12 protein-coding genes are annotated in these 17,874 nt (G+C 61.4%); 5 read left to right on the top strand and 7 right to left on the bottom strand.

Annotated features, from left to right (window positions below):
* The 5 genes from VMH22_09660 to VMH22_09640 form a co-directional block, all read right to left on the bottom strand.
* A partial coding sequence (locus tag VMH22_09660; protein HTW91962.1) for a tetratricopeptide repeat protein occupies window positions 1-1,027 on the bottom strand: 1,027 nt, incomplete at its 3' end.
* On the bottom strand, window positions 976-2,256 hold the full coding sequence (locus VMH22_09655) for a hypothetical protein (GenBank protein HTW91961.1): 1,281 nt from the start codon (window positions 2,254-2,256) through the stop codon (window positions 976-978). The genes VMH22_09655 and VMH22_09660, both read right to left, overlap by 52 nt.
* A 147-nt stretch (window positions 2,257-2,403) precedes the next feature.
* The gene (locus VMH22_09650) at window positions 2,404-3,138 is read right to left on the bottom strand and encodes an MlaD family protein (protein HTW91960.1); all 735 of its coding nucleotides are present in this window, start codon (window positions 3,136-3,138) and stop codon (window positions 2,404-2,406) included.
* A complete protein-coding gene (locus VMH22_09645) occupies window positions 3,131-3,829 on the bottom strand; it encodes an ATP-binding cassette domain-containing protein (GenBank protein HTW91959.1) in 699 nt (232 codons plus the stop codon). Before VMH22_09645 ends, VMH22_09650 begins: the two co-directional genes overlap by 8 nt.
* On the bottom strand, window positions 3,826-4,566 hold the full coding sequence (locus VMH22_09640) for an ABC transporter permease (protein HTW91958.1): 741 nt from the start codon (window positions 4,564-4,566) through the stop codon (window positions 3,826-3,828). Before VMH22_09640 ends, VMH22_09645 begins: the two co-directional genes overlap by 4 nt.
* 334 nt (window positions 4,567-4,900) lie before the next feature.
* Between VMH22_09640 and asnS the strand changes: the two genes are divergently transcribed.
* The 5 genes from asnS (at window position 4,901) to VMH22_09615 (ending at window position 14,493) form a co-directional block, all read left to right on the top strand.
* Entirely contained in the window at window positions 4,901-6,190 is a 1,290-nt protein-coding gene (gene asnS, locus VMH22_09635; protein HTW91957.1) for an asparagine--tRNA ligase, read from the top strand.
* 225 nt (window positions 6,191-6,415) lie between these two features.
* Window positions 6,416-9,289 carry a PD-(D/E)XK nuclease family protein gene (locus tag VMH22_09630; protein ID HTW91956.1) on the top strand — a complete coding sequence of 958 codons (2,874 nt, stop codon included), beginning with the start codon at window positions 6,416-6,418 and terminating at the stop codon, window positions 9,287-9,289.
* Between the two features lie 99 nt (window positions 9,290-9,388).
* The gene (locus tag VMH22_09625) at window positions 9,389-10,768 is read left to right on the top strand and encodes a UvrD-helicase domain-containing protein (protein HTW91955.1); all 1,380 of its coding nucleotides are present in this window, start codon (window positions 9,389-9,391) and stop codon (window positions 10,766-10,768) included.
* A 146-nt stretch (window positions 10,769-10,914) separates the two neighbouring features.
* Window positions 10,915-12,660, top strand: coding sequence for a 3'-5' exonuclease (locus tag VMH22_09620; GenBank protein HTW91954.1), 1,746 nt, complete (start codon window positions 10,915-10,917; stop codon window positions 12,658-12,660).
* 42 nt (window positions 12,661-12,702) lie between these two features.
* Complete coding sequence (locus VMH22_09615; protein ID HTW91953.1) at window positions 12,703-14,493, top strand: pentapeptide repeat-containing protein; 1,791 nt, start codon at window positions 12,703-12,705, stop codon at window positions 14,491-14,493.
* Between the two features lie 77 nt (window positions 14,494-14,570).
* On the opposite strand, the gene VMH22_09610 is transcribed toward VMH22_09615, so the two are convergent.
* Both VMH22_09610 and VMH22_09605 read right to left on the bottom strand, forming a co-directional pair.
* Window positions 14,571-16,079: a response regulator gene (locus tag VMH22_09610; protein HTW91952.1), complete on the bottom strand. Its 1,509-nt coding sequence runs from the start codon at window positions 16,077-16,079 to the stop codon at window positions 14,571-14,573.
* A gap of 18 nt (window positions 16,080-16,097) precedes the next feature.
* Window positions 16,098-17,384, bottom strand: a complete 1,287-nt coding sequence (locus tag VMH22_09605; GenBank protein ID HTW91951.1) for a HAMP domain-containing sensor histidine kinase — start codon at window positions 17,382-17,384, stop codon at window positions 16,098-16,100.
* Window positions 17,385-17,874 lie beyond the last annotated feature (490 nt).

Here is a 17,874-nt window from a genome sequence, read left to right as displayed (position 1 = left end):
ACTTGAGCGCCTTGTCGGGTTCGCCCTTGACGATGTAGATGTTCCCGATGTTGCCGAGGGCGCTCGCCACGCCCCGCTGATACCCGATTTCGCGGTGAATCGCCAACGCTTCCTCAAGGTACCTCAGCGCCTTGTCGGGTTCGCCCTTGTCGCTGTAGATGAGCCCGATGTTGCCGAGGTCGCTCGCCACGCCCTGCTGATACCCGATTTCGCGGTAAGTCGCCAGCGCTTCCTCAAGGTACTTCAGCGCCTGGTCGGGTTCGCCCCTGGCACTGTAGATGAGGCCGATGTTACCGAGGACCGCGCCAAGGTTCCGCTTGTCGTCGAGCCGGCGGTACGCGTCTACCGCGGGCAGATAGTGCTCGAGCGCCTCATCCGGGCGACCGGCGTCGGACAGGAGTTCGGCGAGTCGGAATTGAAGCGACGGCAGCAGCGACGGGGCAGGGTTCCTTGTGTTACGGGCACGGACCAGCGCCGCACGCGCTTCGGCCAGCTCCTTCTCCATGACCGCAGGCAAGGACGTCCCCTTGCCGGCATGGTCGGGCATGACGCCGAAACGGGCAACGTCGGTCCGGAAGCTCCAGAAATCCTTGGCCGTGTCGGACACGTGCCGCAACTGGCCCGGCCGGCACCAGATGAGCAGGAGGACGTGCTTGTCGGGCACGTATTCGCGCCGTGTGTTCAGGTTGACCAGCGCGCGCCGCTCACGTTTCTCGTCAAGGCCGCGCAGGTCAGCGGCGAAAATGGCTTCGCTGGTTCCACGGGCCTCTCGAATCCGCGCCGCCTCACTCAGCGGATCGTCGCCGGTGAGCGACAGGTCCAGCCACTCGAGGTCGGCAAGCCCGGCCCGGATTCGAGCCTGAACCAGGGCCCGAGTTGCATCGTCGGTGACTGCGGCCAGGAAGATGCCGCCCTGCCCGACATGCAGGCGCATACGCCGAATCAGATTGTCTAGTTCGAGCCGCTGCGCGAGCTCTAGCCGAGCTTCTGCAGCCAGGGGATGAACACCGGGTACGGCCTGTGCCACTTACGGTCTCCGTTGCGGTACTGGAACACAGCCGGCTGCCGCAGCAGTGAGAAAAAGGTGGCCTCCTCGTCGTCGGTCGCCGGGTGCCAGTCGCGGTCATTCAGCACCGCCCGCAGCACGGCGACGTCCGCGGCCGAGAAGTTGAACGAGTTGAACACCTTCATTGCGGCCCGTTCGATTGAATCCCGGCTGACCGTGCCCTTTCCGAAGAAAACGGCATGTTGAGCCAGCCTGAGCAGTTCTCTCACTACCCCCCCGCTCAGCCGCGCCAGCATCAGGCGGCAGTCTTCCGGGATTACCGCGTCGGACACGCGCTCGCTCAGCACCTGGCAGAGCACCTGCTCCTTGGGAGTCCCGGGCGTGTCACCGACCGGCTGCACGATGACGCCGGGAAAGAACTCCTCTCCGCCCAACTTGTTGCTGATGGCTGCGAAGTCCCGGAAGCAGGATACGGAAGTGTCTACGACGTACACGATGCTCGCCTTCGGCTGCGCGAGCTGGCTGCCGTACTCATAGAACAGCTTGCGCGACGTCTCGGCCATCGGTTTGTCGGAGTCGTCCACGAGAATCAGCAACTCCTTGCACCCGAGGCGGGCCGTGATGGAGTCAAGCAGAGAGTTGATGGTGTTGATGAAGTCCGACAGACGAGGCTTGAAGTACTTGCGCACCGAATCCCGGTATTCACCCTGTATCTGGTATTCAGAACGGAAGTCCGCGCTAAGCCAGCCTATCGCCTTCGGGATGCCGACACCCGCTTCCGCACTCAGACTCGCCTTGCGAGAGGTATCGGTCTGCCGTTCGCGCAGGACCAGTCCGCGCAGCTCGCTATAGAGCTCACGGACCTTCTTCGCGGCCGCGGTGTCCAGTTTCACGCCGCCTTGGAAGGCAGTGTCCACCGCGGTAAGGGCGAGCGCCAGCAGCAGGTCGATGTGGTCGAGTTCATTAGGTTCGACGAAGTCCTTGATGCTGCAGCGGACGACCATGAAGGCCCGTCGTATCTCCTCATCGCACTCGACCACGTTCAGCAGCGTGGACTTGCCGCACCCGATGTGCCCGGAGAGAAGCAGCTTGGCGCGATGGGACTTCCCCAGCAGCAGACGGTCCCTGACCGAATCGAAGAAGTCACCGAACAGGGCTCGCACGAGCCGAGGGTCGTTGTGCTCAAGGGGCTGGTTCGGATTGAGCGCGTCGTAAGCCTTCTGAAGGGCCGTCTTCTCCTTTTGCAGCATGAGCTAGGTTACACGATAATCAGTGGCTGTCAACCTGACCGCACTGCATCTGACCGCACTGCATCCCGCCCTGGCGCGCCACTTCATGAAGTATGTCCCGGCGAGCCAGCAAGAGGTAGTTCACGCACGGATGTCTCCCCTGCGCACCTACTTGAACAGGCTGAATTTGACCTTTACGTATTTGTCCGGGTGGGCCTTGATGTCGGTAATCAGGTCTTTGAGTTCAGTGTTGGTTCCGCGGACCTCGTCGTAGAGCTGGTCCGAGCGCACCAGTTTGCCCGCGGTGGAGTTGGTATCTATGAGCTGAACGAACGTGTCGAGCCGGGCAGCCAGGGTGCTCAGGTTGTCGGTCGTGTTTGAGAGGTTGGTGCGGAAGCTGTCGAGCTCGCTGTGTATCGTCCCGACAAGGTCACCGGCCGACTTGCCCAGTTTGTCGGTGAGCTCGGCCGGGTTGAGATCGGAGAGAAGCCGGTCGAGCCTGAGGAAGGTCGATTCGAGTTCGAGCGATTCGTTGATGCCCCGGAACACGTAGTTCTGCGCGGCCGGACTCGAGTCACCCGGCGTGACCATCAGGTAGCGGTCCCCGCCGAGGTAGCTGATTGAGCGGACGGCAAACCGGGTGTCGGTCGTAGGTCTGAAGTCGCGGTCGAGAACCACTCTCACTTCAACGTGCTTTCCGGCCAGCCGGATACCGGCCACTCGGCCCTTCTCGATGCCGAGCACCTGCACCGGGTCGCCGACCTTGAGCCCGGCTACGTCGCGAAACACAATCGTGTATTCGAGGCGGTCGCGACCGGTCACCCGACCCGAGAACCATACATACGCGAAGATGGCGAGCCCGATGCCGCCCAGCACGAACAGCGAAACAATAACATCACGCATACGCCTGCTCATAATCTTCCTTTCTCACGTTGTCCGCCCGAACCAGCTTGCCCGCCCGCAGCATGTACGTGCTGTCGGCAAGCAGCCGGGCGGCATCGAGGTCATGGGTGACTACGACCTGCAGGCGAGTGCGCTGCTCTCGCAATTCCCGGATCATGGTTGAGACCCGTTCTCGGATTGCGGGGTCCAGCCCGGTCGTCGGCTCGTCGTAGAAGACACAGCGCGGCTCCGCCACCAGGGCCCGCGCGATAGCTACGAGCCGCGTCATGCCGCCGGACAGGGCGCGCGGATACAGCTCCGCATGCTCGGCCATGCCGACTCGCCGCAGCGCTTCACTGACTCGGCTCCGGACCTCGGCGCGGCTCAGGCGGGTCGTCTCTTCCAGTACCAGGGCGACGTTCTCGGCAACGGTCAGCGAGTCGAACAAAGCCCCGCCCTGGAACACGTACCCAAGTCCGCCGGTCTCCGCTCTCGGGTCCGCGAATCGGCCGAAGTGTATCCGGTTGCCGTCGTGGTAGACCCGGCCGGCGTCCGGCGCGAGCAGTCCGGCCATTATCTTCAGCAGCACAGTCTTGCCTACGCCGGATGGGCCGAGAATCACGGTCGTCTTGCCGTCCGGGATCTCAAAGCTCACGCGGTCCAGCACGGTATAATCCCGGAAGCGCTTGCTGACTTCCTCAACCCTGATCATGTCTTGAAGAAAACCAGCGCAATCACGAAATCAACGAGCAGTATCAACACCGCGGACAGGACGACCGCGCGCGTCGCGGCCCGTCCTACTGCCTCTGCCCCGCCGTGCACGTTGAAGCCGTAGTAGCAGCCGCTGGTGCCGATCAGCAGGCCGAACAGTACTGACTTCACGATGCCCCCGGTGAAGTCGCGCAGCATGAAGAAGTGCGTGACACCGTAGGTAAAGACCGAGGCCGGGACGTCGAGCATCATCTCCGCGATGATGAGCGCCGTGAATATCGCCACGACTTCGGTGACCACCACGAGCACCGGCAGACCGATGCAGGTCGCGAGCACCCTCGGCAGGCAGAGATACCGGTACGGGTCGACGCCCATGACCTCGAGCGCGTCGATCTGTTCGGAAACCCGCATGGCACCGAGCTCGGCGGCGATAGCCGAGGCTGAGCGGCCGGCCACTATGAACCCGGTCAGCACCGGGGCCAGCTCAATCAGCACCAGGCGACCCACGCCCATGCCGACGAAGTACTTGGGCACAACGCCCATCAACTGGTAGGTAGTCTGGACTGCCGTGGTCAGGCCGATGAAAACCGAAGTGATGATGACAACCGGAATGGCTCCGGCACCATGAACCGACAATTGGGCTATGAATCTGGCCCATGTCCGTCGCGGGTCCCACGAACCGACCACGACCCGGACAAGGAAGGCCAGATAGTCAATCGGCGCGACTATAGCGCTCACCCATGGAATGCTAGTCCAGTCGGCACCCAAGTCAAACTAGGTAGAGGCAGAGGTTAAGGTTAAGGTCGAGGTCTAAAGACTGATACAGGTAAGCCGCTAGTATAGAAGAGATGGCCATCTCGGCAAGAGAGAATTGCCAAATCCCAATACCCAATTACCAACGAACGACCAATCGCGTCCGATCACCAGGTCCGAGGACCGGCCTTGGCCATTCGTTGGGCATTAGCAATCAGGAATTGGCTATTGGCTGACGGCCTGTTCTTCCCGGCCTCAACCTCAACCTTAACCTTGACCTAGTCCTTGACTTGCCCGACTCGTGCCCTAGAATCCGTCCGTGGAAACAGTGATTGAGAAAATCGGCGCTTCTGTCGGCAGCGAAGTAACCCTGAGCGGCTGGGTATACAACAAACGGTCGTCGGGCAAAGTCAGGTTCCTGATCCTGCGCGACGGCACCGGCGTCATCCAGTGCGTGTTCCTCAAAGGCCAGGTCCCGGACGCGGCGTTCGAACTGGCCGACACGGTCACGCAGGAGTCGTCGGTCGCCGTCACCGGCAGCGTCCGCGAGGAGAAACGGGCGCCCGGCGGATACGAACTGACCGCCACCGACCTGAAGCTCATCCACCTGTCCGAGCCGTACCCGATTACCCTGAAGGAGCACGGCGTCGAGTTCCTGATGGAACACCGGCACCTCTGGCTGCGCTCGGCCCGCCAGCACGCCGTGCTGCGTATCCGCTCGGAAATCGTGAAGGCGATGCGCGACTTCCTCGATGACAGCGGCTTCGTTCTCGGCGACACGCCGATCCTCACGCCGGCCGCAGGCGAGGGCACAACCACGCTCTTCCCGGTCGATTACTATGGCGAGCAGGTCTACCTCGCCCAGACCGGCCAGCTCTACAACGAGGCAATCGCCGCCGCGGTGCGCAAGACCTATTGCTTCGGTCCGACTTTCCGCGCCGAGAAGTCGAAGACCCGACGCCACCTGATGGAGTTCTGGATGCTCGAACCCGAGGTCGCGTTCCTCGACCTTGCCGGCGACATGACGCTGGCCGAGGAATTGGTCGCCTACACGGTGCAGCGCGTGCTCGCGAAGCGCAAGCCCGAACTCGCGACGCTCGAACGCGACACGACCAAACTCGAAGCCGTGAAGGTACCGTTCCCGCGCATCTCGTACGGTGAGGCGGTCAAACTGCTGCAGGACAAGGGCAAGGAAATCAAGCCGGGCGATGACTTCGGCGGCGACGAGGAAACGCTGATCGGCGAAGCCTTCGACCGGCCGGTGATGCTCCACCACTACCCCGCGGCCATCAAGGCGTTCTACATGAAGCGCGACGCCCAGGACCCGACGCTGGCTCTCGCCTTCGACATGATTGCGTCCGAGGGCTACGGAGAAATCGTCGGCGGGTCCCAGCGCGAAGACGACCTGAGAGAGATGGAGAAGCGCATCGAGGAGAACAAGCTGCCGCGCCAGGCGTACGAGTGGTATCTCGACATGCGCCGCTACGGCTCGTTCCCCCATTCCGGGTTCGGGCTCGGACTCGAACGCACGGTATCCTGGATTTGCGGGCTCAAGCACATCCGCGAGACCATCCCATTCCCGCGCATGCTTGAAAAGGTCTATCCGTAATTGTCGAAAGTAATCATCCCACAGTTCACCAAAGGAGCAACATGCCAAGAAGCAAGATAAAGGTCCGCCGCATGCGCCATCGCCGGATAGTCAAAGCCCGGCGCCGTAAGGACGCACGCAAGCTCGCGGCCAAAGCCAAGCCCAAGTCCTGACGCCGGATAGGGACATGACCGGAATCCGCCGAGGATTTCGGATCGTGTCCCGCCAGCACCGGCCCTGCCAGCATTGAGAAGGTTATTCCTCGCGCCGTTCGGCGCGCACGACGCCGGTGAGCGGCTGCTCAGAGCGGCCCTCGACTCCGGCGTCGCGCCTGCTGATATCCTCTACCTCTGCCCCAGCCCGCGCCGCAAGGAGCTGGCCAAGGCCGAACTGCTGCGACTCAGTGGCAAGGAGGCTATCGTACCGTCGGTGTTCGCAAGCCTCACCCAACTGGCTCGCGACCTCCACGACCGCTTCGGCTCAGCCCGCCGCCTGCCACCTGAGCTCAAGCCTCTCCTCGTCCAGCGCCTGCTGACACAGGAAGCCACAAGCCACAAGCCTCAGGCCTCAAGCGGAAGTAAGGCCCGTCCCTCGTCCCGCGCCCCTCGCCCCTCCTCGATTGGCTACGCGCGTGCGGTTGCCGGCTTCATCACCGAGGTCCGGCGCTACGTAGCAGCCGAGGACCGCTCCGGGCTTGGAGCCAGATTCGAGGAATTGATGGTTGGGTTTGAGAAGCCGCTGGCCAGCCTGATCGAATGCCTGGAGTGCCTTGAGAGCTACGAATCCGAGCTCAGCCGGCTCAATTGGATCGATGACGAAGGGATGCTCTCTCAAGCCGTGTCGCACGTCCCCAAGGCCGAACTTCCGCCGGTGCTCGTGCTCGACAGCTTTGTGGCCCCGAACCGGCTCGAAGCTGACCTGATACGTGCCCTGGTCGAGAATGCCGAATCAGTGCTAGTGCTCAACTATGGCAGCGACCCCAAGGACCCGGACTACGCGCAGCCCGATCGCTTCACGGAATTCGTCCAGTCCCTGGGTGGGTTCGAGACCGAACGCGTACCTCTCCCCTCACCCCTGCCCACGCCGGAGTTCCTCCAATACCCCGACATCGAGGAGGAAGTCAAAGGAATCTGCCGCGCCATCATCGCCCAGCCGGGCGACATCGAAGGAACCTTCGTCGCCGTTCCCGCTCTGGCCGAATTCGCGCCCCTGGTCAAACGAGTGTTCGAAGACTACGGCGTGCATGCGACTGTGTACCCGGAAACGAGCCTCTCGTCCTCACCGCCGATAGTCGCCGCACTCGAACTCCTGCGCTGCGTCGACACCGACTTCGAACGCATCGCTGCCGCCGCCGCGCTCGGCTCGCCATACCTGCCGGGTTTGCTGCAACTCGATGAAGGAGAAGACGCAGAGAACCGCAGGCGTGCGGCTGCTGCCCTCAACCACTACTCCCGCCGCGGCCGCATCATCAAGGGTCGCCAGAACTGGGACAAGATACGCGAGCGCGTGCTGGCCGCCGAGGACAACGGACTTGAGGACTCCGAAGACAAGTTCCTGGAGGACGTACAGAGGCGGGTGCAGCACGCCACGAAGCTAATCAGGACAAGCCTGACCGAGAATGCTACTCTCGGCACATTCGCATTCTCGCTCAAGCGACTTCTTGGCCGGGTCGGGTTCCTGAGCGAGACCACGAGCGACGACACCGAAGCTGAACACCTGGCTGATCGCAAGTCGCTCTACGACATCCTCGACGCCATTACCATGTTCGAACAGGAGTTCGGCGGGCATAGCGATACGCGGGCTCGATTCATCAAGACGCTGGTCTACCTTGTCGAGAACGCCAAGCGTTCGCCCGAAACCCCGCCTGCCGGCGTCACGGTCGTAGACATGACCGAAACCCTCGGCATCCACCCGCGCCGGCTCTACTTCTGTGGTCTGACCGAGACCAGCCTGCCCTCCGCCTACTCGGCCGACCCGATTATGCCCGACCCGGTACGCAAGGCACTCGGCATGCCGGACCTTGACTGGCACCAGGAACACGAGCGGTTCCACTTCCGCCGTACCATCGAATCGCCGCTCACACCTCCCATCCTCAGCTATCACGCGGCAAACGATGGCCAACCGGTCCTGCCCACCCCTTTCCTCACGTTCAAGCCAACCAAAGCTCCGAGTCCGAACGCACTCTACTCCGAAGCCGAGGAACAAGTCGCCCGGGGCAACGCGGTAGGCAAGACCTTCGCCGAATCCGCGCTGGAAGTGGACTTCTCCAGTGACAGGGAAGTGCTTGCAGTCCTGGCTACGGACTATGGCCCGGCCCGGCCGGTCTCGGTCACGCAACTGGAAAGGTACAAGCGCTGCCCGTACGAGTTCTACATTGACTACATCCTCGGTATCGAGACGCCAGAGGAACCCCACTACGACATCGACGCGCGTCAGTGGGGACTCGTAATCCATCTGGTCATGGAGAAGCTATACCGGGACGGGCCGGTCGAGCCGGAGAAACTGGAAGCAGCCGCGCTCAAGGCGCTCGACGCCACTCTCAAGGAAGTCGAGCTGCCCGTGTTCTGGACCGAAGTGACCCGACGCGTATTCACCGGGCTCCTGCCGGAAATCATCCGCTGCGAGACCGGACTGCGCGAGGGCGGGTTCCTGCCCGGACGGGCCGAACTGAGGCTGCGGGGCCGGCTGACCGAGGACATCGCTCTCAAGGGCCGGGCTGACCGCGTGGACACCTCGGGCAGGCTCTTCCGCATCCTCGACTACAAGACCGGTTCGCCGCGCAACATCGGCGGAAAGGCCGTGCTCGAAGGCACCCATCTCCAGCTTCCGCTGTACGCCTGGCTCTACGCTGCGGAACACACGCAGGCCGTGCCCGACAACTTCGGCATTTATACGCTGCGCGAACCCGAGGTGCGCTGGTTCGCGGGCAAGAAGTACGACGTGAAGGAACTCATCAAGGCCGCGGCCGACAACGCGGCCGAGGTCGTGCGGCAGATCCGCGCTGGCCGGTTCCCTGCCGAACCCGGTGACGACCGTGCCTGTGACTACTGCGGCCTCAGCCACACCTGCGGCCGCAGGTTGAACGAGGCAGCAGAGATCCCAATGACCAAGACCCAATGACCAGTCAAAGGGGAAATGACGAAGCCGAGCTGCGGAGCCATTCGTCCTTGGTTCATTCGGACTTGATTGGGAATTGGTACTTGGCAATTGGTCATTCCTTTGAAGCATAAGGTCGTCTTCGCTCCGGCCGGCTCGGGCAAGACCCAGCAACTCAGCGACCGCTACATTGCCCTGCTTGCCGCCGGTGTCGCGCCCGAGCGGATTCTGACTCTCACCTTTACCGAGAAGGCCGCAGCCGAGATGAAAGAGCGCATCTTCAGCGAACTGGAGAAGAAAGACCAGGCCCTACACAGGTTCCTGCGCGACAATGCACTCAAGCTGCGCATCTCGACCATTCACTCGTTCTGCCTTTCCCTGGTCAGGCGTTTTGCTCCGCTGCTCGGCCTCGACCCGCGTGTCGAGGTCCTGTCCGACACCACGACCGCGTGGGAAAGCGCCAAGTACGACGTGCTGATGCAGGTCGCGGAGCGTGAGCGGAACTCAAGTGACTACGCCGAACTCATCGACCTCGTGACCAGCAACCGAACCCAGGGCTGGACCAGGCTGTCCGAGTTGTTCGACAGCCTCTTCGCCAGGCGGGTTGCGGTACAGCGCGGACGGATGGTCGGGCCCGAAGCCGACCTGCCCGACCTCGCTGCGAAGCTCCGCGCGAGCCCGATCGGTCGCACCAGGTTCGAAGGGTACTCGCGTCTGTTCCCAAGGGAACTAGCGGGCAAGACACTTGAGGAGGTCTTTCGTCTCCTCGAAGAGAACTCCGACATCTATCGTACCAAATCGTGCACGCCGCGCATCCGCGGCTGCAACGACGAAGAACAGGCGTGGAATCAGGCGATGTGCGAGTACCGCAACCGCATCGCGACCGCGGTCTGGGAAGGCGAGTTCGGCCAGGCCCTCGGCCTGTTCCAGCAACGATTCCTCAAAGCTTACACTGAAGCCAAACGCGCTGCCGGGTTCGTGGACTATGATGACATGGAATACGAGGCGTGGAAGGTCCTCCACAAGGAGGAAGACTGGCAGAACATACTGCACGCCTTTGACGAACACACGGACCACATCCTCGTGGACGAGTTCCAGGACACGAGCTTCATCCAGTGGGGCATCATCGACAAGCTGACCGAAGAGTGGCGCTCGGGCGAAGGCGCGAAGTCCGACCTCGGCATCAAACCGACCATCTTCATCGTCGGCGACGAGAAACAGTCCATCTACATGTTCCGGGACGCCAAGGTCGAAGTCTTTGCCCAAGCCGCGGACAAGCTCGAAGCGTGGGTGGGCAAAGAGCAGATCGAACGAGAGACCCTAGAGAAGAACTACCGCAGCCTTGAGTCCCTCATCGGCTTCAACAACGCCCTGTTCTCGCGCCTGATGTCCCCTTCCTCATCCTCCGCCGACCCCCGACCCCCGACCCCTCTCCGTGGCGTACTCGCTACGCGCCATTCACTCGCGCCCGGAGCAATACCGACCCCGGCCGCGTCGAACTGATACTCGCCCGCTCAGACGACAACGCTCCGGAGCGTCGCAAGCTCGAAGCCACCCTCATCGCCAAGCGAATCCAGAGCCTGGTTGTTTCTCCCTCACCTCAATCCTCTCCCCCCAAGGGAGAGGAAGCAGGATTCCCCTCTCCCTCGATGGGAGAGGGCAAGGGTGAGGGTGGCCTGCTGGTCTACGACAAGGACGGCGACGTCGAAATCGCGCGCTCCTGCCAGTACAAAGACATCGCCATCCTCATCCGCTCCCGCAACCTGCTCGCACCAATCGAGAACGCCTTGCGCGAGGCCGGCATTCCGTTTCTGGTGCTCGGCGGCTCCGGCTTCTACGAGGAAGTCGAAGTCCGCTACCTCCGTTCGCTCCTTAGTTTCCTTGTCGACCCGACCGACGACGTCTCCCTCTACGTCACCCTGCGCGGCCCATTCTTCGACATTGCCGAGCGCGACCTCTTCCTCGCCAACTCCGCCTCTTCAGATTCCTCCCCGACCCCCGACCCCCGACCCCTGACCCCTGCCCTCTTCCTCTGGGACCGCATGCAGACCTCGACCTGCCCTAAGGTCGTTGAGGCAGTGGCCGCGCTCAAGAGCTGGCTGGGCTGCGTCCACAAAGAACCCCTCGCCCGCATCCTCTCCCGCGCCATGGACGAACGGCGGGTCTGGACCAGGTTCTGGGAACCACAGCGCGAAGCCAACGTCCGCAAGTTCTTGACCATCATCGAAGACCTCGAAGCATCGGGCGAACACCCGCTCCGCATCCTGAACGCGCTCGAACAGGCCGGCGCCGACGAAGCCAAAGCCGACGTCCGCGTCGAGGACATGCCCGGCGTCCAGATTCTCACCGTGCACGCGGCCAAGGGCCTCCAGTTCCCAGTCGTGTTCCTGCCCGGGCTTGACGCCACAATCCGCTCCGCCGGCTCGTCCGGGGACAAGCTGGTCGTCGAGGAAACGAGCCCGGACGAAGTGGCGGTTTCCTACGTTCCTGACTCGGGCATCAGACGCGAACACCCGCTGCACAAAGAGCACGTCGAGCAGGAGTACGAAGAAGAAAAGCGCGTATTCTACGTGGCCTGCACCCGGGCGCGCGACGCCATGTTCCTGACCGGAACGTGGAACGAACGCACGCTCAGGAAGACCCGGCTCGAATGGCTGGTCCAACACCTCGGCCTGCACGAAACCGATACCGGCTTCGCCCTCGAACCCTCGCTGCCAAACGTGACCTGCCTCACGCCGGCCGACATCCCCGACATGGCTCTCGCAGCGCCTGCGCTCCGCGAGCGAGAATCCAGGCCACTCCGCCGTGTCTCTCCTCCCTCCTCAATCCTCCCTCCTCCCTCTATTCGGAGTGTCACCCGCAACCTGCCCCAGGACTTCCAGCAGCACGGCGAGGAAGGCGTCGGCCTCGGCGAAGTCATCCACAAGGTGCTTGAGGAAATCTCAAACGGAAAGCTGACGGCTGACAGCTCGCAGCTCGCAGCCGAAGTCAGTCGCCTGCTTCGGCTGGCCGGTCTGCCTTCTTCCTTGGCCGCCATCATCGAGTCCACAGTCCATGGTCTAATGTCCAATGTCGGCTGCAAGTCCGTAGTCTCTCCGTTGCCCGGCTCCTTCGCCGAGTTGCCGATCATGTACATGGACGCCGACGGAACTGTCCAGTCCGGCCGCATCGACCGCGTGATTGTCACGGACGACGAGGTCCGCATCTACGACTACAAGACCTTCAAGGTCGTGAAGAAGGACATCCCGGCACTGGCCCGCGAATATCACGATGGCCAGCTCAGGTTCTACGAGGAGGCCGTGCGCAAGCTGTATCCTGGTAGGAACGTATCTAGCTTCCTCATCTTCACCTCCCTTAACGAGATTGTCCCGACTCGACGAGAGGCTTGGAGCTAGCACATGGCGCAATGCGGGTGGCACCGCGGCCAGCACACGTGCTTGCGAGAGGCTGAACCGAACGAGAACCTGTGTATCTTCCACCTACCAGTAGGTAGTCGTGGCAAGCCAGCACTCAAGTTCTGGCGTCACTTCGCAAACTACTACCTAGCACAACGCGCCGACCCTCGTCTCGGTACCAACGTAGCTGCGGTATCGTGGGTCGAGGGAATGTGGGATGATGAAATGCTACACCACTACACCGATACTGGCTGGCACGAACGTAGCCTTGACTACCGCGGGTTTGTGTTCCCGGCGATGGATCATGCCCACAACCTGCAGCACTTTGCATTCGCCACATGCAACTTCACTGCCGCACGATTTGGGAGAAGACCAATCCCCCAAGACCTCACGGACCAGCCCGTCCTTAAACGCCGTGTCGGCGTCGACGGCGAGCCCGCGATGAATGAGCCACCAGCCGAACCCGAGGAGGAAGACGCCACGAGTGACGCGGACTTCAGTCACGTGCGGTTCTTTGGCGATGCGGTCTTTGTGGATGCCGAGTTCCTCGGACGCGCCTCTTTCTCATCTGCGTCTTTCGGGTCACGAGCCAGCTTCCGCCTTGCCGAATTCCTAGGGGGCGTTGACTGCACTGGGACTCACTTCGGAGGCAGCGCCGACTTTCGGGCAAGAACTCTTGACGGAAAGATCGATTTCTCGGGAGCCGTCTTCGACAAAAGGGCCGACTTTGGCGAAGACGTGTTCACTGGCTCCGTAGCCTTCAAGAAGACGCAGTTTGCATCGGAGGCGGAGTTTTCGGACGTGCACTTTGAGTCGGATGCCGACTTCACACGAGCCAAGTTCGATGGGCCGACGGACTTTCGCAAGACACATATGGCGGGTCCCGCGCTGCTCTACAGAACAGCCCTGCAGGAAACGCTTACGTTCGAGAAACTCCACTTTGAGCGTGGAGGCGTCCTGTTACTGTGGGGACTCGACTACGCTCGCGGACGCTCAAGGTTCACGGCTTCCGAGGGCAGTAGAAGTGGCGAGATCTCTGAGTCCGCGGCAAACGTGCTATTCCGCGACATGCCAGTGGGCATGGGTAGAATCTCCTTCCTACGGAGTGATATCTACTATGACCGCCCTGTTGTCCGCTTCGCGAACGTCCTGTGGGAACCGAAGGCCAGACCCAAGCACATCCTATACGATGCGGAATTCGTCTACCGCCCAATCGAGACCTGGACTGCACTCGGCCTTGGCGACCGCGTGAAGAGACTGGCGGAGTTGTACAACCAAGACCCGGAAAAGCCGGAACTGCAGGAACTGGAAGGCGTGGTTCGCAAAGACGTCGAGCGAGTCGTTCGTGAGATAAGACGCACCCAAGAGGACTTCGCGTGCTACTCAGAGGCAGGAGATTTCCACGTTGTCGAAATGGAGTATCGTCGCCGTAGAACGTCGAGCGCCTTCTACAAGATCGGCTTGTGGCTCTACTGGCTGCTTAGCAAGTACGGAGAGTCTCCTTCGAGAGCCCTCTGGTGGCTACTCGGAGTATGGATGTTATTCGCTGGTGTCAACATGCTGGCGGGCTTCCCGGTTGGGAGTGAATTCAGGTCTTACTCACTGCGCGATGGCATCACTCTCTCGTGGCCAGTCATCTTCCAGAACCTAAGTGACTTCCTGCACTCAACGGTCTATTCCCTCGGCAACCTCGTTGTCGGGCAGTTCAGAATCGTGGAACCCGGGGCTTTCTTCAATCCCTGGCGGGCGCTCGTGCGCGTAATCGAAGGTTTGCTTGGGGTATCTACCCTTACACTTGCGCTGCTGGCAATCCGCCGCCGCTTCCGCAGGTAGTCTCTCACAACTGACAGAAGGATAACCAGAACTCAACTTGGCGGTACTCCGCAGAACCGTGGCTGTGCTGTCGTCCGCTAGCGCGGCTTGAGGGTGGCGATGGGCACAACCATCTCTTCGAGCGAGACGCCGCCGTGCTGGAATGTGTATTTGTAGGCCTTCTCGTACTCCCGCGGCTTGGTCGGGTAGATGAAGTAGTAGTCGTTCTTGGCGATGGCGAACTTCGTGCCGATATGGTCGGAAGGAAGCATGAAGGTCGCAGGGTCGTTGAGCAGGATTGCGTCCCGCCCCTCGACCCGGATTGCCGCGCCGTGCTTGTAGCGGAGGTTGGCTGATATCTCGCGGCTCCCGTATATCAGCGTCGGCCGCTTCACCCGGATGAACCCGTGGTCGCTTGTTACGATGACCGTGCAGTCGCGTCGCGCCAGGGTCTTCAGGAACTCGAACACCGGCGATGACGAGAACCAGACCCGGGTCATTCCAACCAGGGAGGCGTCATCAGGGATGATTTCATCCAGCAGCCTCGTCGTCTTGATGGAGTGAATCAGCAGGTCGAGGAAGTTGATAACCACGGCCGCGAACCGGACGTTCTTGTCGAGCAGCGCGGCACGGTTGTTCTCAAGTTCGCCGCCATGCGAGACCTTGATGAAAAGATGACGACCATCAAACCTCATCCGACGCAACTGCTCTTCCAGGAGTTCGGCCTCAAAACGGTTCTGTCCGGTGTCCTCGGTTACCCAGTACTTCGGATAGCGGCGCTGGATATCCAGAGGCAGCAACCCGGAGAAGATGGCATTGCGGGAATACGGGGTCGCGGTTGGAAGTATCGAACAGTAAGAACTTGTGCTGATGTCAAAGTAGTCCTGAAGCAGGGGCACAATTGCTTCCCACTGGTCGGCGCGCATGGAATCGAGTAAAAGCAGATAGGTGTTGGGTCCGGTCCAGTGCGGACGGACGAACCGATCCATGACCTGATGCGACAACGTGGGCCCTTTGCCGGCAAGCCAGCCCTGGTATTCGTCCTCGACAAAGTGATTGAACCCGACGTTAGCCTCGCGCCGCCGGTCGACCTGAATCTCCTGCAGTCCCGAGTCGGCGTACCGACCGAGCAGCCGCTGCCAATTGCCCAGTAACCGGTAATACTCGACCCAGCTTTCCCACGAATCGAGGTCGCGCGCCTCGTTCATTGCCGCCATGTACTCTTGCGCGATTCGGCTCGATACCAGTTGCTGCTTCTCAAGCAGCCGCTTGATGACCGCAAGCAACTGCGCCGGCGTGAACGGCTTGATGACAAAGTCGTCGACCAGCTTGCCGAATGCCTCGTTGATTAGCGCCTCCTGGTCGGACTTGGTGACCATGGCGACCAAGAGGTTGTTGTCTATTTGCTTGAGCCGGCGCAGCACCTCAAGCCCGTCCATGCCCGTCATTATCTCGTCCAGCAGCACCAGATCGAAGTCGTGGGTCTTGGCCAGCTCGATCCCATCCGGACCATTGGTCGCCGTCTCGACCTCGTAGCCCTTGTCCTTCAGTGCGTAGACGAACGGCCGGAACATATCAATCTCGTCGTCAATCCAGAGTATCTTCAAGGTCTTCCTTTCTTGGTTTCAGGACGACGAGTTGCGCTGCGGCTCCTTCTCCGGTCTCCGGTTGACCGGCAGATATATCGAGAACACCGTTCTGCCCGGCTGTGACTCCTTGAGCAGCAGTCTGCCCTGATGGTAGCTCTCGACAATCCTCTTGGCCAGGGTCAGACCGACTCCCCAGCCGTACTTCTTGGTGGTTACGCCCGGTTCAAAGAGCCGGTCGGTCTTCACACCCTCGCCTGAATCAGTGACCTCAATCTCAAGCAGTCGCCGGTCCGGGGAAAGCGCACATCGGACTCTAATCTCACCGGGCTTGGTACCGATTGCATCTACACTGTTCTTGAGCAGGTTCTCCAGCATCCACGCAAAGAGAACGTCGTCGACAAAGACCGTCGCGTCATCCACTACCTCAGTCGTGAACGTCACCGTCTTCGGCGACCGGCGCCGGACGAAGGCCACCGAACGTTCGATGGCCGGGCCGACCTGATGCGGTGCCAGTTCCGGCGGAAGGCCAATACGGCTGAACCGGTCCAGCACTTCCTTCATCCTGACCAGATCTTGCTCCATCTCCTTGGTTGCATCCGGGGAGCGTTCACGCAGCACGTCCAGCCAGGCGCCGAAGGAAGAGAGCGGCGTCGCCATCTGGTGCGCGGTCTCCTTGGCTAGAGCGGTCCAAATCTGCTCCTGCTCCCGCTTCTTGTAGACGAGCACTCCCCAGACACCGACAATCACAAAACCGATGAGGAGCAGTACCTGCAGCACCGAGAAGACCGTCAGATAGCGAACCGAGCGCACCAGGTTGGCGTTCACGTTGCGCAGCGTCACCGCGGACGCGGACAGCCCGTAGTGAATCTCTCCGAGCATGCGCGACGAATCGCCTGCAGCGACCACGAGAGGAACCGGCTCGTGCTCGCTGTCCAGCACGTACGTGAGTCCGGCAAGCTGCGCCGAATCCGGGTTATCAACCGGTAGATTGCGCCAGGAAGTCGGCCTCCCAGTGGCGTCGGTGACTATGACCGGGAAATCGAGCTTCTTTATTATCTCATCGAAGATTATGTCGAGCTCCGGAGAACTGCCCTCCGAAGTCTCGGTCGCGTGCGACATGAACTTCGCGTATATTCGCGAGCGGAGATGCGTGTCGCTCTCGAGCTGTGCCGACAGGGTCGAAACGTATCCCTGCCATGACCTCGACAGCCTGATCAGCAGAAATTGGGAAAAGAAAAACCAGACTCCGGCAAGTGCAAGCAGCCCGATTATGAAGTAGAGCTGCAGCAGCCGGGCACCGACTCTGAATCCAGACCTGTGCAAGAACGTTGTTTGGTTCCACTAATGCTAGGTTCTTCCCCTCGCGAAGTCAAGCGCCGCGACTTGGAACGCGGGAACGCAGTTCCCCACCCTGCATTGGCAGTGCGGAAAAGCGGCAGCTTCGCTGTCGCCACAACAGGACTACCCGCGGCGGAGAAAGAGGTCGAGGCCGTCGAGGGCAAGTTGAGGCCGCGAACGGCTCTCCGCAAGAACGCAGGGCGGCGAACCTGCGGGCCGATTCGTTCTGGGGCAGCCGGGGTCGTTTGCGCAGGCTTCTAGACCTCAATCCCACGTCCTTGGTCATCGGCATGCCGTAAGTCTTCAGGTTCGACCTTTGCCCCTGCATATGTAGTATACGGGGAGCGTGGCATCAATGCTGTTGAAAATCGGGGCTATTGCAGGTGAAAGGTGCATGCAGACGGACGTAAGCTGTCATCCGGCGTTGGATCGCGTCGACGGTGCTGAGTCCGGAGACGACTTCCCGTAGGCTTCC

The sequence above is a fragment of the bacterium genome, assembly GCA_035505375.1.
Classification (GTDB): Bacteria; Hydrothermota; Tepidihabitantia; order Tepidihabitantales; family Tepidihabitantaceae; genus UBA2258.
Note: the sequence above shows the minus strand (reverse complement) of the source record. Positions and strands in the feature narration are given on the sequence as shown.

What these genes read in the sequence shown, in the direction of transcription:
- VMH22_09620 (HTW91954.1), top strand. Translation starts at nt 10,915, where the DNA reads ATGGGAGAGGGCAAGGGTGAGGGTGGCCTGCTGGTCTACGACAAGGAC.
- VMH22_09645 (HTW91959.1), bottom strand. Translation starts at nt 3,829, where the DNA reads ATGATCAGGGTTGAGGAAGTCAGCAAGCGCTTCCGGGATTATACCGTG.
- VMH22_09655 (HTW91961.1), bottom strand. Translation starts at nt 2,256, where the DNA reads ATGCTGCAAAAGGAGAAGACGGCCCTTCAGAAGGCTTACGACGCGCTC.
- VMH22_09650 (HTW91960.1), bottom strand. Translation starts at nt 3,138, where the DNA reads ATGCGTGATGTTATTGTTTCGCTGTTCGTGCTGGGCGGCATCGGGCTC.